Annotated in this window: 9 protein-coding genes; 4 read left to right on the top strand and 5 right to left on the bottom strand. The window is 63.9% G+C overall.

The features are described from left to right. Positions 1–97: 97 nt before the first annotated feature. Genes ACQ5SA_RS08045 through ACQ5SA_RS08035 form a run of 3 tightly spaced genes read right to left on the bottom strand, consistent with a single transcriptional unit; the run spans position 98 to position 13587 of the window. Complete coding sequence (locus ACQ5SA_RS08045) at positions 98–646, bottom strand: hypothetical protein (RefSeq protein ID WP_499313896.1); 549 nt, start codon at positions 644–646, stop codon at positions 98–100. Beyond that, a complete protein-coding gene (locus tag ACQ5SA_RS08040) occupies positions 643–11889 on the bottom strand; it encodes a hemagglutinin repeat-containing protein (protein WP_499313894.1) in 11247 nt (3748 codons plus the stop codon). The genes ACQ5SA_RS08045 and ACQ5SA_RS08040 overlap by 4 nt, the downstream gene beginning before the upstream one ends. A gap of 21 nt (positions 11890–11910) precedes the next feature. Beyond that, entirely contained in the window at positions 11911–13587 is a 1677-nt protein-coding gene (locus tag ACQ5SA_RS08035) for a ShlB/FhaC/HecB family hemolysin secretion/activation protein (RefSeq protein WP_353099408.1), read from the bottom strand. A 369-nt stretch (positions 13588–13956) separates the two neighbouring features. Between ACQ5SA_RS08035 and ACQ5SA_RS08030 the strand changes: the two genes are divergently transcribed. Beyond that, positions 13957–14349 carry a barstar family protein gene (locus ACQ5SA_RS08030; protein WP_499313892.1) on the top strand — a complete coding sequence of 131 codons (393 nt, stop codon included), beginning with the start codon at positions 13957–13959 and terminating at the stop codon, positions 14347–14349. A gap of 93 nt (positions 14350–14442) precedes the next feature. On the opposite strand, the gene ACQ5SA_RS08025 is transcribed toward ACQ5SA_RS08030, so the two are convergent. Both ACQ5SA_RS08025 and ACQ5SA_RS08020 read right to left on the bottom strand, forming a co-directional pair. Further along, positions 14443–14988: an Imm57 family immunity protein gene (locus ACQ5SA_RS08025; protein WP_108723607.1), complete on the bottom strand. Its 546-nt coding sequence runs from the start codon at positions 14986–14988 to the stop codon at positions 14443–14445. 4 nt (positions 14989–14992) lie between these two features. After that, positions 14993–19540, bottom strand: coding sequence for an RHS repeat-associated core domain-containing protein (locus tag ACQ5SA_RS08020; protein WP_499313890.1), 4548 nt, complete (start codon positions 19538–19540; stop codon positions 14993–14995). Between the two features lie 844 nt (positions 19541–20384). Between ACQ5SA_RS08020 and mutS the strand changes: the two genes are divergently transcribed. From mutS to katG, 3 genes are all read left to right on the top strand, one after another. Continuing rightward, positions 20385–22940 (top strand): DNA mismatch repair protein MutS, encoded by a 2556-nt coding sequence (mutS, locus tag ACQ5SA_RS08015; RefSeq protein ID WP_499313888.1) that lies wholly within the window; start codon positions 20385–20387, stop codon positions 22938–22940. 119 nt (positions 22941–23059) lie between these two features. After that, entirely contained in the window at positions 23060–23677 is a 618-nt protein-coding gene (locus tag ACQ5SA_RS08010; protein WP_499313886.1) for a DUF937 domain-containing protein, read from the top strand. Positions 23678–23821: 144 nt separating this feature from the next. After that, positions 23822–26062, top strand: a complete 2241-nt coding sequence (katG, locus tag ACQ5SA_RS08005) for a catalase/peroxidase HPI (RefSeq protein ID WP_499313885.1) — start codon at positions 23822–23824, stop codon at positions 26060–26062. Positions 26063–26168: the final 106 nt, after the last annotated feature.

Raw genomic sequence — 26168 nt, 5'->3', positions numbered from 1 at the left:
AAAACCCAAAAAATCCAACCCCATCTGCACGCCGTCTCGAATCCATTAACTGACACCCCCCTTCGTGAGCCGCGAAGAGCAACAGCCAAAAATAAATTCAAACTGTCACACAAATCGCGGTCACGATCTGCTTCGGCTCATCCTCGAGCGGCACTCCCCATCCCGTAACCTCAATAGCTCCGTAATCAGATTGACTATAGAACCACTCCTCCGCCTCATCGAAATACAATTCGGTAAAACCGATAAAATCAGAAACCAAACTACCCAACCCAATTGACTCTGCTGTAAGACCACGATAGGAGTAGCGTGTCACGGCATCCCCCGGCTCCCCCAAAGCATAGACCTTAATGGCCCGAACAGCCCAACCCTTGATAGAAATTGAAAGTGCGGCCATATTGCTGCCATCATCACCGCAAAACAGAGAGAACAAGAACCCACCATCCCCATACTCGTCCAGAACATGCTTCTCCAAGCGAAGATCAGGCCCCCCATTGAACTTGTATAGCAACAAATTGGCATCAACCAGATGTGTGGCAAGAGCCACTTCCAGATCAGCATAGGGAGTAAGCAGTGGTATGGCCGCCAAGGACACGCCAGGAACAATTGGCGCATGCCAATCAACAGAAAAACCACAGGACAAATTCATTCGGGAATCCATGTATTAGTTGAAGGATTGAACTTAACTTTCAGCCCCTGCGGATTCAAGTATATCGTGTTCTTGTCATAGATCGGATCGCCAGGCCCGCGAAATTTCGGACGATAGCCTAGCGGATCGATCACCTTGGCCTTACTGCCGTCAAAGTAGGTTATCTTGTAATACTCACCAACGTGGGTCGATTTCTCCAACGCATTTGCTGTTGATGGACTGTATTGGATTTCCTTGATACCGGTCGCACCTCCATCCACGCGATATACCTGGGCATTGCCGGAGGTACCTGCCTTGGGCGGAATGCGCACCAGCGTTGCACCATCCATCTTGAATGACCGCTCTATGGAATCGATTGATTTCCCCCAGATATTGGCAGGAGCTTCTACTATATTCCTTGGGATTCCGGCTTGTCCTGCCAAGTTTTCGCGCAACCCGACTCTTGCGGTGGCCGAGCTTGCGGGCACAATCCTGCCCTGCGGCATTCCTACCAACCCCATAGCCATGGAAACAGTCAAGTCCCGCCAGTACTCACCGCTGGTGAATATATTGGAAACATCACCGAACGCCTCTCCGAACTTGCCCCTCATTCCATGTGAGAAGTACGAACCAAAGTCCAACGCGTAGCCAGGCGACATACCCCAAAAAGGCGGGGGCATCGCAGACATAACGAAATCGTTGTACTCATCTCTCTGCATGATGATACGCGGCGTGCCATCCGCCTCCGTCAGCGTAAAGCTGACAGTCTCGCCAGTATCTTTGTTTTGATTGGCAATGACCTTGTATGCAACCTCATCACTGCTGTTGGAGATGACGACAGCGTTGGTGTTCTCCGACATCTCAAGGATGGTGGAACAGCCGCGAGCGCCCGGATTTCCTTTGCAGGCATCGAGGGCATCCAGGTACTGATCCCAGTGCATCTGCCTATTGAATTGATCACCCAGCAGAGCAGTCGCTGCACCATCGACTCCCCCTACCACACCACCCAGTGCAGCACTGGCCAATTCAATCAAACTGTTGAACTCAGCACTACGCGGATCCATTCCCTGCCCCGTTAGGAACCTGATCATCGCGTCCTTGGCCAGCTCGGAACCGGCCGCGCCAGCTGCAGCGCCACCAATATCTCCACCGCTCAATGCCGCCACCGCTGCGCCGGTCAGGCCGTGCAACAACACCTTGTTGCGTCCACCTTCACCCCACTGCTCAATCCGGCGAAGCGCATCGGCCTCGGCCTCGGCATCGCCATTGGCACGGGCCACTTCCAGGTCTGCATTTGCCTGGGCAGTTTTGTTTGCGGCCAGGTTGCCGATCACTTCAAAGCCGATGGCGCCCAGCATCTGGGTCAGTTCCTGCCTCTCCTGCACCTTTCTCTCGTCAAAGATCGGCGCAAAGCCATTGGCGTTGTCCAAGCCCGTCACGCCACGCTGCAAACCTGCCAGTGCGGAGTCGTCACCGCTGCGGATCTCGACCGTTCCATCTGCCAAGCCACTGCGAGTTGTGGAACTCTTGCTGTCCCCTGTCGGCAGACCGGGCACCAGTGACGGATCGAACGAGAAGCCATCCGAGGGATTGCCACCGCCGCTTGTACCGCCACTGACGGACGCAGAAAGGAACTCGGCACGATTCTTCAGCTCCTCGAACGACAGGCTGCCCGTAGACAGCTGATTCTTCGACGGATCCGCCGTACTGCCGATCACAGCACCAGCGAGGTGGGTATTGCCCCCAACCTGCAGCTGGAATCCGCCGCTACCCGCTGCGATTCCTGTCTGCTCGCGAACACTGCGATAGTCACTGTCGATCATGCTGGCACTACCGCTGGCGCTGCCCTCAAAGCCGTAGCCGATGGTCGCCTCGCCCTTCGCAGCCAGCTGTTCGGTCTTGTAGCGGTCTGTGTCCTGCTCGCTGCGCAACGTCAAGTCACCGGTTACACGTCCGACCACTTGGTCGGCCAGGAGCTGTGCGCCTTGCAAGGTGGTATTGCCGCCACTGGTGAAGGTCAGCCTGTCGCCGGCCTGGATGATGCTCTCGTTGTGGAGGGTGCCCTCGCCGTCCGCCTTGCCGCGCGCAGCGTTCGCGCCCACGTAGACACCGATGGCGGCACCTCCACCACTGCTGCCACTGATGGCAACGCCCACCTCCCCGCCCAGCGACTGGTTTCGGCTCTCCTGAGAGTAGCGATCTTCACTGCTACGGATGATCAGGTCATTCGCTGCGGCCAGATCGACATTGCGGCCGGAAATCTGGCTGCCGACAATCGTCAGGTCGCCGCCGGTCGCAGCAACAACAACGTCGCCCTCGCTCTTCAGCAGGCTGCCCCGGTGCGTTGTCTGCTCCATTACGCTCTCAGAGTGGGACCGCTGGCTGCCAACCGTCACTCTGACATTCAAACCGGCACCGCCCTCGCCGTTGCCCGATTGCTGGCCAACCGCTTCGGCGACGGCTATCGCTCCTTGAGCAGCTTTGTACGCATAGAGTGCTTTCAGACGATCATCTTCGACTTCATCTGCTCTCTTGGCGGTCGCATAGACCGCCCTCGCGCTTTGCACGGTATCAACGCTGGCACCGCCCAGCGCGACATTCAGGCCAGACTGGCGGAAGTAGCTATTGTCGATGTATGTCGTTTGTTGCTCGGCAGCATCAATGAGCACGTCCTTGCCAATCATCGTGATGCCCGTCTTGGACAGCACATCCGATCCCCCCAGGTGCAAGGTCTGCCCGGCAGAGAGCGTCACGCTCCCTTGCGCGCTGCCAATGAGACTTCCTTCGGCGAGCGTTTCAGTCAACGAGTTGCTGTTTCCGTTGCTACGGCTCCCAAACGTCACGCCGATGCTGCCGTTCATGCCTCCCAGAAGGCCCGATTTCTTGCGGTCGCTGCTGTGCTGTTCGGAATGAGTTGATTCGGCAGCCAAGATGCTGAGATTGCCCTTGGCTGCCATCAGAACGTCGGCGGTCGCCGCTACCCTGGCCCCCTCAACAGTAATGTCCCGGCCGGCTCCAATGATTACTTTCTCTCCCGAGAGCGTGGTGCCCATTGCCAGGGCGTCCTGCGTGGCATCATGCGTTGCGGTTCGGGTGCTGGAGGTGAGCCCGCGCTTCTTGCTCTGAGTGTCCTTCTCCCACGTATGCGATTCCTGAGCTGCGAGGAGATTGACATCGCGCTCTGCGCCAATGCTGATCGCGCCTTGGTCGCTTCGCACGCCCGCCGCAATCAACGTCACATCGCGGCCAGCGGAGAACGCGATGTCATCCCCCGCTTGCAACTGGCTTCCACGAACTGTCTCATCACTCTGACTAACCTGCAGCGAGCTACGCTTGCCGGCATTGGCGAAGTCGCGACTCTCACTGTCCACCAATGCCTGGCTGTTGATGTCACCACCGGCCTGCAGCGCCAGTCCACCACCGGCCTTGATCTGCGCGGCGGCCAGGTTGATGTCCTTGCCAGCAGCCAGCACTACATCGCCACCACCCTGTACCGACGTGGCAGCGTGCGTTGTCTTGTTGCTGCGCTGGTGGTTGCGGTCATCGAAGGTGGCATCGCGGCGCTCGTCCAGCGCAATCGCGCCGACATCCAGAGTCCCTCCTGCCGCCAACTGGGTAAGACCATCGGTGCCGGCATTGCGGATCTGCGCGGCCTGCAGGCTGATGTCACCGCCGGCCACCACCGACAACATGCCGTCGCCGCTGGGGTTGGTCACATACAGGCCGGCGACCCGGTCGATGCGGTTGGTCTCGTACTGGTAGGTGCCACCACCCCGCTGCGTTTCCACCGTGGAAGCCACCGTCACATTGCCCACCGCCTGCACCGACAGCGCATCGGTGGCGGTAACGGTCGCACCGGCAATTCGAATGTCCTTGTCCGATGACAGCCCGACGTACTGGCCGGAGATGCTGCCGCCCAGGTGTTCAATGTTGCCGGCATCGATGGTCACCAGCTTGCGGCCAGCGATGTCGCCGGTGTTGACCAGGCCATTGGCCAGTTTGATATCGACATTGGCGCCGGCCAGCAGCGCACCCTGCCCGTCCAGGTCACCCGGGCGCAGGCGCAGGTACACCTGCGGCACCAGTGCGGTGGTGGTGCTGCCGTCGGCCAGGGTCACGGTCTGTTCCACCAGCCAGACAATGTCGCTGGTCAGCTGCGCCATCTGCGCCTCGCTCAGCGCCACGCCTGGGCGCAGGCCCCATTCGCTGGCCACGGTAGCGCCGGCTTCAAGCAGCGCGCGGTACTGCGCCTCATCGCTCGCATAGCCATCAAGGAAGCGGCGGCCAGTCAGCTCGCCGATCTGCTCGCGCACCAGCTTTTGTTCGTAGTAACCGTCACCCAGCCGCTTCTGCACGGTATCGGGCGAGTAGCCCATCTGTCCCAGCAGGTGGTCCGAGCTCAGCCAGGTCTTGTGGTCGGTGAAGCGCGGATCGGTTTCAACCAGATAGTTGCCGCCATTGCGGTTGACGTTGAACAGGCTGGCCGTGGGTGCACGGGTGTCTGGCGCGCCCATCGCGATGCGGTCCGGCGAACCGCCGGCGGCCGCAACCACGCGCGACCCGGATGCGGTGCCGTTGCCTGCGACACCGCCCACCGTGCCGCCCTGCTGCGTGCCCGCTGCATCGGCCGCCTGCGCCAGCGCGCGTTCCGCACCTGTTCCACCGGCATGGCCCGGCCCCTGTGCGCCACCGTGGCCAGGGCCGTCCGGCATCGTTTTCGGCCCCTGCACGTTGAGGTTGGCCATTGCCGCGCCATCCTGCACGTTGGGCGCGTTGCGCCCCTGGTTGAGGTTGCTCAGATCGCCAACGTCGATGGTGAGCGTGCCACCGCTGGTGATGCTGCCGCCGATCTTCCCGGTCACTTCGGAGATCGCCGGGTTGCTCCAGGTCAGCACGCTGCCACCGAACGTACGGCTGACGTTGTTGAATTCGTGCGTGCGGTACAGCGTTGCCGCCAAGTTCTCCACCTTGGCCGTACCGGTCAGGCCGACGATATCCAGATTACCGCCGGCGGCGATGCTGCCGTAGTGGTTCTTCAGACGGTCGGTGCCGATGCGCATCGCACCGCCCGAACGAATGACCGCGTCCGCACCGACGCCCGGCCCCAGCACGTCCTCGGTGACCTTGCGGGTAGCGAGGCGGTATTCCTCGTTGCCGTTGGTGGAGTTGCCGCCCGACGACTGCGGGTTGGTCAGGACGCGGTCCGGATCGTAATCCTTGTAGGTCCACAGCTGTACGCAGTTGGTGGTGCAGGTGCCATAGGCGCTGGAGTAGTTCAGCTTGTCGTCGACGTAGCGGAAGGGCGGTGCATCCGGATGCAGCCCGCTCAGCTCGGTGAACGGATCATCCGCGCCACTGGCGACCTGGTCGGGATTGATCTGGTTGTCCTGGCGGCCGACGTAGTACATGACCACGGTGCCATCCTGCACGTTCAAGCGCGAACGCTCGCCGAGGCCGGCGTAGAGCCCGCCGCGCCCGAAAAAGTACGCACTGGTCTGTGCTGTCAGGCGCACCACCGCACGGTGTACGGTGAAGCCGTCAGGGGTGATGTGCGGCGTATCCTCCAAGATGTCGGCGGGATTGAGGTAATAGACCTCGTGCGCGCTGTAGTGGCTGGTACCGCGGATGTTCTCGGTGCCGTTCTTGCCGTTGCGCCACCATGCCGGCCGATCCATGCGCACTGGCGCATTCACCGTGGTGGTCTGGGTGATGACCACGTTTTCGCGGATGTTGTTGACCTCCTGCGCATCGATCGCCAGGTTGCCGGCCACATCGATGATCGAACCGATGTTGTCGATCCTGCCGGCCGTGCCCGCAGCAATGCGGTCAGCCCCCAGCGATCCGCCGATGGCCGCATCGCCGCCGCTGTAGATCAGGCCCTTGCCGGTGTTCTGCAGTTCGCGCACGCCCAGGTCCAGGCGCTCGCGCGCGGCCACGGTGCCGACGCGGGTAGCACCGTTGGCATCCTCGGCATGGTTCTTCAGCACGCCGGCGGAGATCGCCACGTGGTCGCCATAGATGCGGCCGGTGCCGAGGTTGTCCAGCACGTCGGCTTCAAGGTGGGTCACCTTGCCGTCGATCAGGCCGCGATTGGTCAGCAGGCCGCGGGCATTGAGATGGGTAACGCCTTCGCTGGAGATCTCGCCGTTGGCAGCGTTGGTGATGTTCTGCGCGTTGAGATCGAGGTTGCCGCCGCGCAGCACGCCCTGGTTGTCCAGGTCGCCGGACAGGTGCAGAGTCAGCGTGCCGTTGGCAACCCATTCGCCGCGGTTGCTCAGGCCCTGCTGCAGGGTCAGGCTCAGGTCGCGCTGGGCATGCACCTGACCGTCCTCGCTCAGCGCACGCGCCACCAGGGTCTGGCTGCCATCGGCCCGCAGCAGGCCGCCACTGTTGGCAACGCTGTCGGCACTGCTGTCCAGGTTGCCGCCGGTGGTGATGACACCCCCGTTGTTCTGCAGCTGGCCGTTGACCTGCAACCGCGCGCCACCGTCGGTGACGATCTGGCCCTGGCTGTTGTCCAGCCACTGCGTTCCAAACTGCAGCTGGCCCGCCTGCAGGCCGCGGGTGCCATCGCCGCCGCGGGTATTACGGTTGTCGACGCTGGCTGCGGTGAGGGTCAGCAACTGGCCAGCGGCGATCGCGCCGGCCGTGTTGTCCAGGTGCCCGCTCAGGGTCAGGTCGAGATTGCGCCCGGCCTGCACGCGCCCGGCGCCGTTGGCCAGCGTCGTCGCCTGCAGCGACAGGCCCGCCGCGCTGGCAAGGGTACCGCCGGCGCTGTTGTCGGCACTGGCCAGCAACAGGCGCGCATCGCCCTGTGCGTTCAACGTGCCACCGCGGTTGTCCAGCGCACCACCGTCCAGCTGTAGCGTGCCCGCCGCCAACAGGCCGCCACTGCTGGCGGTGCCCCGGTTGTCGATGGCCTGCCCTGCGGTATCGATGCGCAGATCGGCGGCCGACTGTATCCGGCCGCCCTGGTTGTCCAGCGCGCCGCTGTGCACGGTCAGCGCACCCGTCTGCGTACCCAGCGTGCCGCCGCGGTTGTCCAGCCGCTGGCCACGGGTATCGACGGTCAGCTGGCCGCCCAGCAGCGTGCCGCGCTGGTTGTCGAGGCCGTTGGCCTGCAGTTGCAGCAGCTCGCCGGCCTGCATCGCGCCATCGCTGTTGTCCACGCCTGCAACCGTGGTCAGCAACAGGTCCTTGCCAGCCACCACCGTGCCGTGCCGGTTGTCGAGGCTGGCAGCGTCCAGCGTCATCGCACCGGCGCTGGACAGCAGCCCCTGGCTGCCGTTGTCGAGACGACCGTCGATGCCCAGCACCAGTTCGCTGCCGCCGGCATGGACGGTACCGCCGCGATTGTCGACGCTGGCCGCGGTGATGGTGCCGGCGCCTGCCAACAGAATGCGCCCGGTCTGGTTGTCCAGTGTCTGGCCGATGGCCAGGGTGGACCGGCCGCTGCCGGCACCCTGCAGGGTGCCCTGCGCATTGATCAGCTGCTGCGCGGCAACGTCGAGCACACCGTTGCTGGCCAGCGAGCCGCCGCGGTTGTCCAGCAGCCCCTGCACACGCAGGCGCAGTGCCTCTTCGCCGGTGGCAGTGAGCGCACCGCCGGCGGTGGTCAGGCTATCGGCAGTGATATCGATGCGGCGCGCCGAGGTGGTCGCCTTCGACAGATCTAGGGTCTTGCCCTCCAGTACGAACGTGCCATTGCTGAGCACGCTGCCGCCCGACCCCAGCAGGGTCTGCGCATGCACCTGCAACTGGCCGCTGCCGGCGTGCTGGATCTTGCCTGAGCTGTTGTCCAGCGTCTGTGACTGCAGCGTCAGGTCACCATTGCTGGCCAGCGTACCGCCGGCATTGCCCAGCGTGGTGGCACTGATGCGGCTGGCGCCCTCGCCACTGGCAATGATGCGGCCACCGGCGTTGTCCAGCGTTCCGGCCTCAAGGTCGAAGCGATCAGCGCCCAGCGTTGCCTCGCGATGGTCCACCTCGTCCGCACGCAGGGTCAGCGTGGCCGCAGACACCAGCGTGCCCTTGCTGCCATCCAGGCGGGTCGTGGTGATGTCCAGGCCCTGGTTGCCGGCCTGGCGGATGGAACCGGCGGTGTTGTCGACCCGCGCGGCAGTAATGGTCAGTCGGTTGGCATTGCTTGCGATGGTGCCTTCATGGTTGTCCAGCGTCCGGGTGACCTGCAACGTGCTGTCGGCCGTACCGGCGGCACTGAGCGTGCCCTTGCGGTTGAGCAGTTCACCGGCCTGCACGTCCAGCGCGCCGTTGCCGGCAATCGTGCCGCCGCTGTTGTCCATGGTCTGCGCCACGCGCACCTGCAGCGCATCGCTGCCGGTGGCGCTGAGGTTGCCGCCGGCGTTGTCCAGGCGTTCGGCATTGATCGCAATGCGCTCGGCCTGGGTGGTGCTGCCGGCACCCAGCACCAGCTCGCCACCCTCAAGCGTCAGCGACGACTGGCTGAGGATCCGGCCCGCCGCGCCCTGCAGCGCATCGGCGCGGATCTGCAGCGTGCCGCTGCCCGCGTGTTCGATTGCACCGCTGCGGTTGTCCAGCCGCGCCGCCTGCAGCAGCACATCGCCGCTGCCTGCCAGGCGGCCGCCGTTGCGGTTGTCCAGCAGTTCGCGGGCCTGCACCTGCAACAGGCCGTTACCCGCCGCAAGTACCTTGCCGCCTTGGTTGACCAGACTGCCGACCTGAAGCTGCATCTGGCCGTTACCGGAGATCGTACCGGCGCTGTTGTCCAGATCGTCGCGCACGCTCAGCGTCGCACCCTGGGTACCGGCCGACTGCAGCGTGCCCTTCTGGTTGTCGATGCGGCCGGCGTCGATGCGCAGGCCCGCATTGCCGAGCACCTGCCCGCCCTGGTTGTCGAAGGTCCCACGTACCTCCAGCGCCAGCTCGGAATTCCCGAGCGAGACAATCTGGCCACCGGCATTGCGCAGGCCATCGGCGTTGATCTGCATGCTCTGGGCAGAGGTGGTGCCGCCACTCACATCCAGCTGCCCACCGGTCAGCGTCAGGTCGCCGTTGCTGAGCAGGCGGCCTTCGCTGCCATGCAGGGTATCGGCGTGCACGCGCAGGGAGCCATTGCCTGCCTGCTGCAGCAGGCCCTTGCTGTTGTCCAGCGTGGTCGCTGTCAGGTTCAGATCGCCATTGCCGGCCACCGTGCCGCCGGCACTGTTGTCCAGCGTACCGGCGCGCAGCATGCTGCCCTGATTGCCCAGCGACAGCAGGTTGCCACCGCGGTTGTCCAGCGTGCCGGCGACGATCTGGAACTGCTTTGCAGTGAGCGTGCCATTGCGCACGTCCGCGTTGCCCACCGTCCAGTCCAGGCGACCGAGCGTGCTCAGGCGGCCACCGGCACCGGTCCAGTCGCCGGTGGTCAGCAGCAGCCCGCCGTCACCGGCATGCTCGATGCGACCGCCTGCGTTGGATACCCGGCCTGCGCCCAGGGTCAGACGCTCGGCATTGGTGGCCAGCAGGCCACCATCGTTGTTGAACGTACCGTGCACCGTCCAGGCCGATGCTGCACTGCCGGCATGGCGCAGCTCGCCTACCCGGTTGTCCAGCGACCGCGCCTCCAGCTGCAGCGCACCGGCCACACTCAGCGCGCCCTTCTGGTTGGACAGCGCACCCAGCTGCAGCGCAGCGTCGCCGTGCACCTGCACGGTGCCGCCGTCGTTGTTCAGATCGCCCCTGGCCTGCAGCGAGGCCACGCCAAGGCGACCTCCGCTGTTGTCCAGACCATTGCCGGCAACCAGCGAAACACGACCGCCGCTGCTGATGCTGCCGCCGTCGTTGTCGAGAAGGCCGGCGATGTCCAGCACACCCGTGGCCAACGGAACCACCGGCGTCACCGGCGTACCGCTCCCCGTGCCGGTACCGGGGGTACCTGTACCGGGCGCACCGGTTCCGGGCGTTCCAGTACCTGGCGTTCCGCCGCTTCCCGGGGAGGTGCCGCTGCCGGGGGTACCGCCGGTACCGCCCGACGCCACCGCATCCAGCGCACCGATCAGGCCGTCGCTGCGATTGCTCACGCTGCCCGCGTTGGCATTGAACGCCTGCACGCCGGTCTGCTCGATCGCACCGCCACGGTTGCGCAGCCCCTGCGCCTGCAGCTGCAGGCGCTGTGCATTGAGCTTGCCGCCACTGTTGTCCAGCGTGCCGCCGGAAGTGATTGCAGCCTCGCGCGTAGCGGCTATCGTGCCGCTGTTGACCAGGTCGGCGCTCGCCTGCACGCGCACGTTCTGCAGCGACTGCAGCGCGCCGGTGTTCTCCAGCCGTCCATCCACCGTGACCGCCAGTTCGCCGGCCTGCGCACCGATGCTGCCGGCGTTGCGCACGCCCACGCCGTGTTCATTGCCCACCAGCCAGATCTTGTTGGCGAACATGCCGCCCAGCGCGCCCACGTCCAGCGCGAAGATCGGCGCCTCGCCGCTGGCCGCCGTAGCGGTCACCTGACTGTGGTCGGCACTGACCACGTTGTTGCCGAGCGATGCCTGCAGCTGGTTGGCCCAGATGCCGGCGTTTACCTTCAGCGATCGGGTGATCAGGTCGGTGTAGTCGGCGCGGCTGGTATCGAGGCCATCTCCGTTGACCTCGATCGCCCCACCACTGACCCGATAACCTTCCAGTGCACCGGCACCGGTGAACATCGGCGTGCCGGTGGTGAGCGTGACGCGGCTGGCATTGAGGAAACCGCCGCCGTTGACCTGGATACCGGCCGGATTGGCGATGATCACCTCGGCGCGCTGTCCGGCCACTTCCACATAGCCATTGAGTCGGCTGGCCGGGCCGTTGACCTCATTGAGGATGACCCGTGCGCTGCCGGTGGCCAGCCATGGATTGCCCTGCACCCAACCGCCCAACTGCGTCTGCACCTGGCCACGCGCGTTGTTGAGGATCACTCCCTCGCGGCCGACATCGAACTGCGAATAGCGGTTGCGTGAGACACCTCCGGCCGAAGGCGTGGTGATGTTGACCATCGGCACGCCGTTCGGCGCGGTCACCACGGTGGGCCGCTCACGGCCGGGCGCAGTGGGGTCGGACACGATGTGGCCACCCGACTGCGCTTCAGCCACGGGCGCCAAGCTGACCCATCCCAATGCGCACATCAGCGCGAAGCCCAAGGGCGACAACGCGGCGCTCTGCCGGCCAGCGACCTGGCCGACCAGGCCGCCGCCGCCCTTCACCAGTTCCGAAGCGACCTGCCACACGCGCAGCGCGCGGTTGAAAACCAGGCGATAGATGCTGTTCATTTCACGAATCCTTGTGCCAGATCAGTAACGCCACGCCAGGCTGAAACCGAAGGTGGTGTAGTCGGTAGGGAAGTTGGCCGGTTTGTGCAGTGCCGAGCCCACGAAGCCATCCCAGGAAAGCTGCTGCCAGCCGCCGCGCAGGCCCAACGCCATACCGGCCAGATCACGGCCGGATTGCCATTGCGCCGATGGCCCGCCGATGCGGCCGTAGTCGGCGGCGACGTAGAACTCCTGACCGCCGCCGATGCCCAGCGACAGATCGTTGCGCAGCGACCAGCCGCGCTCACCGCTGAGCGAGCTTTCGCCGTCGAATCCACGCACCGTGTAGCGGCCACCAATCGCAAAGCGATCCTGTGGCGACAACGGCGTTCGGTTCCACTGTGCGCGCCATGCAGCGGTGTAGCGCAGGCGCTGCTTGCCCAGCTGGAACGGCACGGTGAACTGCGCGTCAGCGGTGATCACCTTCATCCGCGACGTGCCTTCCAACGGCAGGGTCGGATCCCACGCCTGCGCCATCTCTTCCGGCGAACGCAGTGCATGGAAGGCACCAGTACCGCGCCGATAAGCCACGGTGGCGTCGAGCGTGGCATTGCCGATGAACTGCTTGTGGGTCAGGCCCAGTTCCCAGCCGGAGGTGCGGCGGCGCTGCACTTCAATTTCGGTATCGTCGATGTAGTTCTTCGACGTGCGCTGCCAACCGCGACCGTATATGCCCAGCTTGGTCTTGGCGTTGCGCAGCAGCAGGCGATCCACCCGTGCCTCGGCGTTGCCGCTGCGGCCGCTGTAGTCATAGCTTTCGTAAGCGCCAACCACGGTCTGGCTGTAGTCGTAGGCACTGGCCGTGGCACCGAACAGCCAGTAGCCGTAGGGCACGTCGTAGTGCGCGGTCCAACTGTTGGTGTCCTTGCCTTGGCCGTTGAACACGCCGCGCCCGGCGCTGACGTAGAACAACTCGTTCAAGCCCAGCGGGCTGTCCAACGACAGCGTGGCGTTGGCCTGCAGTTTGCCGGTGCCCTGGCTGCCGGCATCGTCCAGGGTCACGCTGGCGCGTATCGGCGAACGCTGCTTCCAGTCGATCTGCAGGTCGCTCTGCCCGGGTGCTGCACCTTCGCCATCGGCGGGTGCGATCTTGATGTCCGCGCTGACGGTGGGCACGCGCTGCAGGTTTTCCAGGCCCTGCTCGATGTCACGCAGGTTGAGCAGGCCACCGTTGCGGATCGGCAGCGCGTTGGCGATGGCCGGATGCCGCGCATCCGCCTCGGAAAACACCGCCTCGCGGAATCGCCCCGGTACCACCGACAGCGTCAGCGTGCCGGTATTGAGATCCTGCGGTGCCGACAGCACACGGGTGGTGACATAGCCGCGCGCGATGATCGCGTTCTGCACGCGCTTCATCACTACGTTGATGCCTTCAGTGCCCAGGCAGCGGCCACTGGCGGGGTCTTCGTGCGGATCGGCTGCGGCCAATGCCCACTGGAAGCGCTTGGCGGCCTCGCCTTCCAGCACGATGCGCTCAATGCGCACGCAGGGCTGCTCCTGCGCCGGCAGGCGCTCACCCTGTTCACCCTGGCTGTTCTCAAGGCGCACATCAGGCCGGCCTTCCTGCTGCTCGCGCAGTACGCGTTCGCGCTCCTGCTGGCGCAACAGCTCCTGTGCACCCGGGTCACCCACCTGCTGGGCAGCAACACCGAAGGCCATGACCAGAAGCACCAACCCTCCACCACCGCGGCGCGCACAGCGCGCAGACTTCTTCCTTGCTCGCACAATCAATTCCAGGTTTTGATGCCACGCGTCGGTGGCCCTGCTCCCGGAAGGGGGAAGAGCCAACCCGATGGCTTGAATCGAGGTTCGCCGGGGATATGCAACGGCATGCCACCGCGCCCGACGCGAAGTGACGCATAGGCTATCGGCTGCCCGGAGGATTTCTATAGGAAAATATTCAAATACCCAGAGCTACGGGAAACCACACCGCAGACAGGGATCCAGAGTATGCGTGGGCGTGCGCGAGGTCGCAAAGCGGCGGCGTTCAGCACAACGCCTTCTTCCGGCCCACGCTACAGTCGGCGCATGACCGTATTCCTGCAGATCGAAGGCACCGCCATCGTTGACATCCCCAGCCTCTATGCGGAGATCAACCGCGTTTTCATGGCCGGCGAAGACTGGCAGCTCGGGCCCAGCCTCGATGCGCTGGACGATCTGCTGTACGGCGGCCATGGCGCGCTGGCCGGGCACGAAACCGCCACGGTGGTCTGGCGCGACATCGAGCGCAGCCGCGAGGCACTGGGACTGGAGACCACGCGTGCGTGGCTGGAAGACAAGGTCCGGCAACCGGGCACGTTCAATGCCGAAACCATCGGCCGCCAGCTGGACGCCCTGCAACGTGGCGAGGGGCAGACCTACTTCGACATCGTGATGGAGATCTTCGCCAGCCACCCGAACGTTGCACTGGTGTGCGCCTGAAGTGGCGCCCCTCCCCCCTGCGGCATCCCGCCTGCGGAACACGCCAACCGTTACAGCGCGACCGGTTGTGGTAGTACATGTCAAACGACCGATTCAGACGCCATCGCAGTCACTACCGGCCTTGGCGAGCCTGACCACGTCACGCAGGGAACTCTGGATGTCCGCGACTGAGCTACAGATGTTTTCAGGCGCCACGTCGAATTTCGCCCCGCCCGCCCGACGCTTGAAAGCAGCAAGTTCGGAGAGGCATTGACCTGCCAGCTTCCTGGCATCCAGCCTCGACGCAGCCTGAACCATTGAATTGCCCTGCGCGGCGACGTAGCACTTGTAGTCTTCGGAGAGCGCTCCGTCCATACGGAAGCGGGACAGTTCAACCAAGTTCCGAGGGGCAGCCGGACTCCTACTGCCCCCTATCAAGGCAAGACCAAGCTCAGCACCGTCAGCTCCTACACAGGCATATGGCGTCTGAGAGCACAGTGACTTGCTCTCGGAACTCTTGTGCACTACCAGCGAGGCAAGAATAGAGTGTTCGGCCATCTCCATGTCTGCCGCGAGTCTTTCTGCCAGCGGCCGGGCGGACACCGAGGAGCCATATAGAACACAAAGGACGAAGCACGAAATCAGCACAGTGGTTTTCATCGGCTCACCAGAATCTTGGGGGAAGACGCGTAAACTGATCCATCACCTGCAGAGTACTCCCTGGCTCATCGTCGATTAGCTCATTGAGCTTTTTCAGGTCCGCGGCAGCACCTGTCACGCACCCCTCGGAACAGAAGTGCGGGCCCAGCGACGGACCAAAGGCGTTTGCACAGCTGTGCGACCTTATCAGGGATCGGCCAAAGGTATTGGTTTCTGGAGCAGGCTCCAAAGCTCGGCCATTGGGCTTGCTGGTCCAGGTACTTGTCCAGTTCCATTTACCTGTCGGAATAGGGCCACGTCCTTGGAGGCTTGTACAAGCCGGGTTGTTCTTGCACTGCATCCCGCCCCCATTGTTTCCAGAGGCAACCCTGATCGAAAGGTATTGCTTTCCTTCTGTCGACGGGAAGCACTCCATTCGCTCATCCCGGATCGAGTAATAGCAGCTAGCTAGACCAAATCTGTCACTAAGCTGGATGGGCGAATTCTCGGCGTATCCGTAGGTTCCAATGCCACCCGCAATTCCGATGGGATCGCTCTGCACATAGCGTCCAGCAGACGGATCGTAGTCACGATAGTAGTTCTGGTTGAGACCAGAAACACCTTCATAGAGCTGCCCAGGGAAGCGCATCGCAAACTCAAACAGACTGCCGTCCTGGTCAGGATCCTCATTTGGGGCCGTTGCACCGAACGCCTCCCCCTTCATATCCCAACTCCAAACCGCCACGTCACGGGCTGGGTCAACGACAACGCGAGGGGTACCCAGATGATCCGGCTGGACATAGTAAAGGGCACTCTCGCTCAGCAATCCGACGGGAAGGTCGTCCAACCAGATCACCTGCTGACGCGCTACGCCTCCCTGACCGTATTCCCCCAACCACTGCCCACGCTCGTCATAGAGACTCAGGACCAAATTCCCTCCGGTCTTCCGGATGACCTGCTGGCCAAGATCGTTGTAATGGTATTCCGCAGCAACCGTGCCGTTTCGCTTCACCGCACTCAAGCGCCCCATTGCGTTGTAAGCAAACTCGCGCTCCACGCCTTGGATCGAAAGCGTGTTGCCGGCCGTATCGTAGGCACGCGACACGCCCGCAACGCTTTGCAAGCGGTGACTGTCCGACGGATAGACGTAAGCTTGGTCAGCTCCATTGACCTTCGCAGACGTGCGATTGCCTGTGGCGTCGTAGGAGTAGCTGTCGATGATCGAGCCAGTCGCCGCATCCTTGAAAGCAGTCAATCGGCTCAAGGCGTCGTAGGTCAGCGATACAGACGTTGCCCCAGTCCCACCGGCGGTGAGGCCGATCAACTCGCCCACGGCACTGAATGAGAAGGCTGCATTCAGCGCACCCGAGCCACTGCCGTTCAACCCCGACGGACGGTAGTCCTGGTCAACGTCTCGCGACAGCGTACGCCCGTTGCCGTAGATCCAGCCCGCAGAGGGGCCAAAGGGATGGCGCTTTGCACTGGAAAGCAACACGACACGAGCAGCACCCGGTCGAGTCACGCCGATCTCGGTGACGGTGCCGGCTGCATCCCGCTTGTAGTCCGCCACCGTTCCGTCAGGATAGGTGACAGAACGAAGTCGGCCAGCATTGGTATAGGCATAGCTGACGCCTACACTCTGCCCCGATGACGTCTGCACCTTGCGCGTCACATTGCCGGAGCGATCGTAGCAATACTGGGTTTTAGCGCCGTCATCCTGCATGGATGAGAGCCGCCCGATTGCAAACGACTCACCAGGTGAGCAGATGTTCTCGACTTGGTCATACACGTATGACGCAACAATTGCTTGGTCCCCATAAACCTTGCGCACCACGCGCCCCAGGGCATCGTATGTGTAGCTGCTAGCCGTGCCATTGGCGTCAACCTGCTTCGTCTGCTGCCCTGCACTGTTATAGCTGGCAGTGGTCGCGCCCGTGTCGGGGCTCTGGCGGCTCAACAAATCACCAAGCCCCGAGTAGCCGTAGGTAGTCGCCAAGCCCTTGGGATCAATAACCGAGGTGGTCCTGCCCTCTGCGTCATACTCGTATCGCGTCTCGACCGCCAACCCGGAAACGTCCTGAAGCACCCTGCTGGGCCTTCCATAGGGATCGTAATCAAACTGCGTCTTGCGCTTCAGGGCATCCGTGATGAGCTGGACGTTGTTCGCCAGGTCATATGTAAAGTCGGTTGAATTCCCCGCTGCCGTCTTCTGAGACACCAGCTGCCCCAGCTTGTTGTAAACGCGAGAGAGCGAACGCTTCAGTCCACCACCTGCGTCGAACACCTCCTCTTTGGTGCGATTGCCTGCCACATCGAGGGTATAGCGGATGTTGTTCCCGGCCCCGTCATTGATCTGAACGACACGGTGCGCATCATCGTAGGTGTAGCTGAGGGATACTCCATCGGGGTCAACAATCGATGCGACGTTGCCTGTCGGATCGTAGGACAAGGTGGTCACTCGATCGCTGGTAGACGCAGCTCCGTCCACGCTGTTCCGCTCGGTTATCGAGGTGAGCTTGCCTCGACTGGAATAGCCAAAATCATGGATTGTGCCCGTCGTTTCCCGAACGCGCGTGACACGTCCGTTGCGGTCGTAGGCCAGCCGTGTCGTCACTTGACCTACAGCATTGGTCTCGGACTGAAGGTCACCAGCACGGTGGCAGGAGCCCCCTAGAACTCCGCAACCCGACTCATCCGCGGTGAGGTAGTAGCTGTACTTGGTAACGTCCTGAACATCAGACTGCGGCCCGTCTTCGGTAAGGACAAGACCGACTTGCGGGCATTGGGTGGCATCCACCGCCGAGCAGTAGGCGGTGGTCCATTGACGAACCCCAGCTGGTGCATTGGTCGCAGCTCCGCACGCATACCCGACCGCAGCCGGAATGGCAGGATCCACCTCGCACCGCGCGACCTCCAGGCCCAACGCGTTGTACTTCCATGAACTGCTGGAAACGGCGACGCCCGCAGAGTTTTTGACCACCCGGCTCAGGGGCAAACGCAGTGCGCCGTCCCACGTGGTCGTCGTGGTGCGCTGCTGCGGGGTATCGGCGGCGTCAACCTGTTCGGCCAGCAGCCCGTCTGCCGTGTACGTCGTCCTTGTAGTGATTCCCTTGAAATCCTTGACCGACGCCGGGTAGCCGTTCGCGTCATAGGTCATGGCCTTGTAGGGCTGATTGCACTGGGTGCCGCAAGCCGCAGAGCCGCCTGACGGCATGATCCGCCCCTTCCCAGTGTCCACAAAGCCATAGTTTGACGTTGCGCCCAGCGGCCCCTTGACCGTTACCGGCATGACGCCTTTCATGATGTAGGCGGCGTAGTCAATGGTGGTCGCGTCTACCCCACCCGCGAATTCGGCGTAGTAGGCGCGGTGGCCTGCGTTGTACTTGATCGTCTCGTAGCGGATGCCCTTCTCGTCCACGATACCCGTAAGGAACGACGTGCCGGCCACGGTTGGGCTGTTGGCCGGCTCGTTGTAGACATAGCCATTGCTCGTGCCATCCGGATAAGCAACCGATGCAAGCTGCCCTGCCGTGGTGTAGCTGAATGTCTGGGACGCACCATCCGGCAATGTCACCTTGCTCAGGCGAGAAGCGGCGTCGTAGGAGAAACCCATGGTGCGACCGCGTTCGTCGGTTACCGCTAGCAGCAATCCGGGTGCCGGTGCAATTTCCGACGGCGTGGCGGCGTCTGAATGCTGAAGGGACAGCAGCTTTTTGCCTGCGGAGTCGAAGACTTCTTTCAAAAGCCCTGCCGCGTCATAGATTTCGGTCTGGCGATTGGCTGCCAACTGCAGCGCGTAGCCCACACCATCTGGGCCGGCCACCATCACGTCAGCCACGTCAGGATCCGACGACCATCCACCGCTGACCTTGGTGAACAACTCCGAGCTGCCGTCAGGCCGCAATGCCCTCAGGTAGGTGGGCTCGCCAGCCACGCCGGTATTAGACTCGAACAACTCCAAGCGCCTATCGAACAAGTGACGCCACTGAGGCCCCAAGGAAGATCCTGGCGCACGCGGGGAACTGTTGTAGAAGCGACGGAACGTCAGTCCAGAAGGGGACTCGTAATCGGTTTCCTGCCGGTAGAAGTTACCGGTCGCCGTGTTGATCGGGTCGCCCTCGAAGGGACTGCCTGGGTCGCGGGCATTGGCTGCGGCAGCGCTGTTCCTCGCGCCTCGGGCACCTGTTCCGTCCGTGGCTGAGCCAAGCCCGGCCGAGCACCGCTTTTGGCAGCCCCCAAAGTTCTTCTGGGGCTGCCCAATGCTGATCTCGGAGGCGAAAACGCTGTCGCTGGCCTTGCCATTCACGTAGATGCGCGCCGCCCAGCCGTCGTTTCCGTAGCGAACCGTGACAACAGGCGGCTTGGTGCACTTCGGGTCCTGTTGGCAGGGAGCCTGGATTTTCCCCACCAAGAAATTCACCGCGGCACCAACGCTATCAAACGACCCAACCCCGCGGAACGACTGAACCTTGTAGGGAGGACCGTAGTAGGTCGCTGCACTTGCGGTCGATAGCCCCCCCAATGCCAAGCATAAAGAGACGATCACGGCAGCCTTGTGGCTGCGTAGAGGCATGGCTGACGCCATTGGTGCACACTCCATGTGAACAGCGGTTGGCAAATCCGGCCAAGGGGCTGTGTCCGACATCAATCCCTAATGCGCGGAACGAACATCCCCCTATCACTGGGGGCCTGCACATCCTAGAACAGCCGAATGACGGTTTTTGTGCAGGAGCACACGCTTTTCGGACAGCAACGAGACAGCGACGCGCCTCCGAAAAGGAACAACTAACCACACCGCGCTAGGTCGCGTTCGGATCCAAGTGCTTCTTGATGAGATTGAGGACCCCAATGTGACGCTCTGCGGGCAATCGGGCCAGAAGAAGAATGACTTCGGCCAGCACATCCGAACTGCCATGGAAGTAGACCGGTGGCACGCCCACGCCTCACTGAGCACCGACAGGGTCTCATGGTCAGGCTCGCGCTCTCCGCGCTCATAGCGAGATAGACGGAAAGCCAGTTGGCGCTCCCTGGTTGCCGTCCAAGACGCGGTAAGGCTTTCCGGGGTCTGCGGGTGGTCGAGGGGCGATGCCCCCCCCCTGCTTGCCGTCGAGCGGGCTCTTGGCCACGCTCAGTTCGCAGATTTGGCGGCAGGTCAGCTTAAACTTGGTGCCTCGCTGGCGCGGGGCATCTGCCTGCGCCGCAACAACCGTATCCATGGTCGATCCGCCGTGTATCCGTCGCAACATCGATTTGATGCTCTTTGAGTGACCGCCGCAACCGTGGCGCAACGAAGAACCCCGTTACTCGCCGTCAGTGACCTGGATCGATCGCTACAAACGTAGGAAGCTCAATTGCAAACCACTGATTCAAAAGCGAAACCGTCTGCATCCAAGGCCAGTGCAGAGCACACGCCCCTCATGAAGCAGTTCTTCGCAGCCAAGTCCGACTACCCGGACCTGCTGCTGTTCTTCCGCATGGGCGACTTCTACGAGCTGTTCTACGACGACGCGCGCAAGGCCGCGCGCCTGCTCGACATCACCCTGACACAGCGCGGCAGCTCCGGTGGTGCACCGATTCCGATGGCCGGCGTGCCGGTACACGCCTACGAGGGCTACCTGGCACGACTGGTGGCGCTGGGCGAATCGGTGGCGATCTGCGAACAGATCGGCGACCCGGCACTGGCCAAGGGTCTGGTCGAACGCAAGGTGGTGCGCATCGTCACCCCGGGCACCGTTACCGACGAGGCGCTGCTGGACGAGCGCCGCGACACCCTGTTGATGGCCCTGTCGCGCAACAAGAGCGGCTATGGGCTGGCATGGGCCGATCTGGCCGGCGGCCGCTTCCTGGTCAACGAAGTCGACACCGACGACGCACTCGAGGCCGAGCTGGCCCGCCTGGAGCCGGCCGAACTGCTGGTGCCGGATGAAGAGAACTGGCCCGACTTCCTGCGCCAGCGCAGCGGCGTACGTCGCCGCGCGCCGTGGCTGTTCGACGCCGACAGTGGCCGCCGCCAGCTGCTGAACTTCTTCAAGCTGCATGACCTGAGCGGCTTCGGCATCGACGACAAGCCGCGCGCCACCGCCGCTGCCGGCGCCCTGCTCGGCTATGTCGAGGAAACCCAGAAGCAGCGCCTGCCGCACCTGACCTCCATCTCGATGGAAACCGCCGGCGAAGCGATCGCGATGAACGCGGCAACGCGGCGCCATCTGGAGCTGGACACCCGCGTCGACGGCGATACCCGCAATACCCTGCTCGGCGTGCTCGACAGCACGGTGACGCCGATGGGCGGCCGCCTGCTGCGCCGCTGGCTGCATCGGCCGCTGCGCCTGCGCGAGGTGCTGGTGCAGCGCCACCACGCGGTGGAAACACTGATCGACCGTGGCGCGGACGCAGATATCCGCGAGCAGTTCCGCCGCCTCGGCGACCTGGAACGCATCCTCACCCGCGTCGCCCTGCGCTCGGCACGACCGCGCGACTTCTCCACCCTGCGCGATGGCCTCGGCCTGCTGCCGGCCGTACGTGAGGTGCTGGCACCACTGGATTCACCGCGCCTGCAGACCCTGCACGCCGCGCTCGGCGAACACGATGAATGCGCCCACCTGCTGGCCAGCGCGATCGCCGACATGCCGCCGCTCAAGCTCAGCGATGGTGGCGTGCTGGCCGATGGCTTCGACGCCGAGCTGGATGAGCTGCGCCGCCTGTCGACCCACGCCGACCAGTTCCTGGTCGACCTGGAACAGCGCGAGCGCGAGAGCAGCGGCATCGCCACCCTGAAGGTCGGCTACAACCGTGTGCATGGCTACTACATCGAAATCAGCAAGGGCCAGTCCGACCGTGCGCCGGTGCACTACACCCGCCGGCAGACACTGACCAACGCCGAGCGCTACATCACCGAAGAACTGAAGGCATTCGAGGACAAGGTACTGTCCGCCCGCGACCGTTCGCTGTCGCGCGAAAAGTACCTTTACGAGCAGCTGCTGGACACGCTGGGCACCCAGCTGGAGCCGCTCAAGCAGTGTGCTGCCGCACTCAGCGAACTGGACGTGCTGGCCGCCTTCGCCGAACGTGCGCAGGCGCTGGACTGGGCGCGCCCGGAACTGCAGGCCGAGCCGTGCCTGAAGATCGAGCGCGGCCGCCATCCGGTGGTGGAAGCGGTGCGTGACCAGCCGTTCGAGCCCAACGACCTGGACCTGCACCCGGACCGTCGCATGCTGGTCATTACCGGCCCGAACATGGGCGGTAAATCGACCTACATGCGGCAGAACGCGCTGATCGTGCTGCTGGCCCACATCGGCAGCTTCGTGCCGGCCAGTCGCGCGTTGATCGGCCCGATCGACCGCATCCTGACCCGCATCGGCGCCGGTGATGACCTTGCCCGCGGGCAGTCGACCTTCATGGTCGAGATGGCCGAAACCAGCTACATCCTGCATCACGCCACTGCGCATTCGCTGGTGCTGATGGACGAGATCGGCCGCGGCACGTCCACCTACGACGGCCTGGCCCTGGCCGACGCGGTGGCGCGCCACCTCGCCTACGAAAACCGCTGTTACACGCTGTTTGCGACCCATTACTTCGAACTGACCGCGCTGGCCGACGAACAGCACGAGGGTGGCCGCAGCGGCATCGCCAACGTGCATCTGGATGCCGTCGAGCACGGCGAAGCGCTGGTGTTCATGCATGCGGTGAAGGACGGCCCGGCCAACCGCAGCTTCGGCCTGCAGGTGGCTGCCCTTGCCGGTCTGCCGCGCGCCACCGTGGCACAGGCGCGTCGACGCCTGGCCGAGCTGGAACAGCGCGGCGGCGAAAGCCATGCCGCCGAACTCGCCCCGCAGGCGCTGGATGCACCGCAGCAGTTCGGACTGTTCGCCGCCCCGCCGAACAAGGCGCAGGAAGCGCTGGCCGCGATCGACCCGGACGAGCTGACCCCGAAGCAGGCACTGGAAGCGCTGTACCGGTTGAAGGCCCTGCTGTAACGCAGAGCGCAGGTTCCGCCGGCCCTGCCCGGCAGAACCCCGCCATGAAGTCTTCGCATTGCCGTCGTGTACACGGCGTTATGCTCGGGCGGTTCGCCCTTCACAGACCGGAGACCGCCATGAACACCGAATCCCTCGCCGCATCCCTCTTCCAGCAGCTGCAGCAGAGCCAAGGCCTGCAGCAGGTCTCGCAGCAGCTCGGCCTGGACAGCAGCCAAGCTACTCAGGCTGTCGGCAGCGCCCTGCCCCTGCTGCTCGGCGCGATGGGCCAGAACGCCAGTGAGCCGCAGGGCGCGCAGTCCCTGCTCAATGCCCTGCAGCGCGACCACCTCGGTTCGGCCGGCGGCGGTGGTGGCGGCTTCGATCTCGGCAGCATCCTCGGCGCGGTGATGGGCGGCGGCGGTGGCAACGCCACCAACGGTGCCGGCATCCTCGGCCACGTCTTCGGTGGGCAGACCTCGCAGGCGGCCGAAGCACTGGGCCAGAAGACCGGCCTGGACAGCAGCAAGTCCAGCCAGCTGCTGGCGATCCTCGCCCCCATCGTCATGTCGTTCCTGGCCCAGCGGTTTGCCCAGAGCGGCAACCCCGGCCAGCTCAGCCAGGCCCTGGGCCAGGAAGCACAGCAATCCGGCGGCGGCATCGGCAGCCTGCTCGGCGGTGCGCTCGACCAGGACGGCGATGGCCAGTTCGGCGCCAGCGATCTGCTCAAGCTCGGCGCGGGGCTGCTCAAGCGCTGATCGCGCACAACGATCCAAGCGCTGCCGACCATAGGTAGCCACTATCGCAGCGGTTGAATCAATCGAATTTACCCATCGTTAGGCGATGCCTATGGTGGGTAAGCGATCTGATTCCCTCATTCGCCAGTCCACAGGTAGAGACCCATGAAAAGCGAAGCGAAGTGCCCGTTCAACCATGCCGTCGTCGGTGATGCGACGACCAATCGCGACTGGTGGCCGAACCAGCTGCGCGTGGACCTGCTCAACCAGCACTCCACGCGCTCCAACCCCCTCGATGCGGGCTTCGACTACGCCAAGGCCTTCAACGGGCTGGACTACAGCGCTCTGAAGGCCGACCTGAAGGCGTTGATGACCGAGTCGCAGGACTGGTGGCCGGCTGACTTCGGCCACTACGGCGGCCTGTTCATCCGCATGGCGTGGCACAGCGCCGGTACCTACCGCATCGACGATGGCCGTGGCGGCGGTGGCCGCGGCCAGCAGCGCTTCGCGCCGCTCAACAGCTGGCCGGACAACGTCAGTCTGGACAAGGCGCGACGCCTGCTGTGGCCGATCAAGCAGAAGTATGGCCAGGCCATTTCCTGGGCCGACCTGCTGATCCTGACCGGCAACGTCGCATTGGAATCGATGGGCTTCAAGACGCTCGGCTTTGCCGGCGGCCGTCCCGATACCTGGGAGCCAGACCAGGACGTGTACTGGGGCCGCGAGACCACCTGGCTCGGCGGCGACGTGCGTTACAAGCACGGCTCGGAGGGTGTGGAAGAGAACCACGGCGTGCTGGTGTCCGATGACGACGCTGATGGCGACGTGCATTCGCGCAAACTGGAAAACCCGCTGGCCGCAGTGCAGATGGGCCTGATCTACGTGAACCCGGAAGGCCCGGACGGCAATCCCGATCCGGTGCTGGCCGCGCATGACATCCGCGATACCTTCGGCCGCATGGCGATGGACGATGAAGAGACTGTCGCCCTGATCGCCGGTGGCCACAGCTTCGGCAAGACCCACGGCGCCGGCCCCGCCGACAACGTCGGCAAGGAACCGGAAGCAGCGGGCCTGGAAAGCCAGGGCCTGGGCTGGGCCAACAGCTTTGGCAGCGGCAAGGGTGGCGACACCATCACCAGCGGCCTGGAAGTGACCTGGACCCGCACCCCGGCGCAGTGGAGCCACGACTTCTTCGAGATCCTGTTCGGCAATGAGTGGGAACTGAGCAAGAGCCCGGCCGGTGCCCACCAGTGGGTCGCCAAGAATGCGGATGCGGTGATTCCCGATGCGCACGATCCGTCGAAGAAGCACCGCCCGACGATGCTGACCACCGACCTGTCGCTGCGCATGGATCCGGCCTACGAAAAGATCTCGCGGAAATTCCTGACGGATCCGCAGGCCTTCGCCGATGCGTTCGCCCGCGCCTGGTTCAAGCTGACCCATCGCGACATGGGTCCGCGTGCGCGCTATCTCGGCCCGGAAGTACCCGCCGAGGAATTCATCTGGCAGGACCCGGTGCCGGAAGCGAAGCACCCGCTGATCGACGCCAAGGACATCGCCGCGCTGAAGCAGAAGATCGCGGCGACCGGCCTGAGCGTGACTGAGCTGGTGTCGACGGCGTGGGCCTCGGCCTCGACCTTCCGCGGTTCGGACAAACGCGGTGGCGCCAACGGTGCGCGCGTGCGCCTGACGCCGCAGAAGGACTGGGCGGTAAACCAGCCGCAGCAGTTGGCCAAGGTGTTGGCCGCGCTGGAAAAGGTCCAGGCCGAGTTCAACGGCGCGGGCAGCAAGCAGGTGTCGCTGGCCGACCTGATCGTGCTGGCCGGTGGCGTCGGCATCGAGCAGGCGGCAAAGGCCGGTGGCCATGACCTGAGCGTGCCGTTCACCCCGGGCCGCACCGATGCCAGCCAGGAGCAGACCGACGTCGAATCGTTCGCGGTGCTGGAACCGGCTGCCGATGGCTTCCGCAACTACCTCAAGGGCGCTTACAGCGTGCCGGGTGAGGCGCTGCTGATCGACAAGGCGCAGCTGCTGACCCTCACCGCACCGGAAATGACCGCGCTGGTCGGTGGCCTGCGCGTGCTCGGCACCAACGTCGATGGCGGTAAGCACGGCGTGTTCACCAATCGACCCGGCACGTTGAGCAACGACTTCTTCGTCAACCTGCTGGACATGGGCACGACCTGGAAGGCGACCGGCCGCGAAAGCTATGAGGGCCGCAGCCGCGGCGATGGCGCTGCACGCTGGACCGGCACCCGTGCGGATCTGGTGTTCGGTTCCAACGCCGTGCTGCGCGCATTGGCCGAGGTGTACGCCAGTGCCGATGGCGAGAAGAAGTTCGTGCAGGATTTCATCGCCGCCTGGACGCGGGTGATGGAACTGGACCGCTACGACCTGCACGGTTGACGTGACCGGGTAGATGCCAAGCTTGGTTGGCACACAACACAGCGCCCACCAAGGTGGGCGACTACCAAAGCGGTCGCACCATGCTCTGGTAGGTGCCAACCTTGGT

This window comes from Stenotrophomonas indicatrix (assembly GCF_050573115.1).
GTDB lineage: Bacteria > Pseudomonadota > Gammaproteobacteria > Xanthomonadales > Xanthomonadaceae > Stenotrophomonas > Stenotrophomonas lactitubi_A.
Note: the sequence above shows the minus strand (reverse complement) of the source record. Positions and strands in the feature narration are given on the sequence as shown.

Bases quoted from the DNA above. Each gene is read 5' to 3' on its own strand.
- ACQ5SA_RS08010 (WP_499313886.1), top strand. From the start codon at position 23,060: ATGAACACCGAATCCCTCGCCGCATCCCTCTTCCAGCAGCTGCAGCAG.
- ACQ5SA_RS08025 (WP_108723607.1), bottom strand. From the start codon at position 14,988: ATGAAAACCACTGTGCTGATTTCGTGCTTCGTCCTTTGTGTTCTATAT.
- ACQ5SA_RS08035 (WP_353099408.1), bottom strand. From the start codon at position 13,587: ATGGCCTTCGGTGTTGCTGCCCAGCAGGTGGGTGACCCGGGTGCACAG.
- ACQ5SA_RS08020 (WP_499313890.1), bottom strand. From the start codon at position 19,540: ATGCCTCTACGCAGCCACAAGGCTGCCGTGATCGTCTCTTTATGCTTG.
- ACQ5SA_RS08045 (WP_499313896.1), bottom strand. From the start codon at position 646: ATGAATTTGTCCTGTGGTTTTTCTGTTGATTGGCATGCGCCAATTGTT.
- katG (WP_499313885.1), top strand. From the start codon at position 23,822: ATGAAAAGCGAAGCGAAGTGCCCGTTCAACCATGCCGTCGTCGGTGAT.
- ACQ5SA_RS08040 (WP_499313894.1), bottom strand. From the start codon at position 11,889: ATGAACAGCATCTATCGCCTGGTTTTCAACCGCGCGCTGCGCGTGTGG.
- mutS (WP_499313888.1), top strand. From the start codon at position 20,385: ATGAAGCAGTTCTTCGCAGCCAAGTCCGACTACCCGGACCTGCTGCTG.
- ACQ5SA_RS08030 (WP_499313892.1), top strand. From the start codon at position 13,957: ATGACCGTATTCCTGCAGATCGAAGGCACCGCCATCGTTGACATCCCC.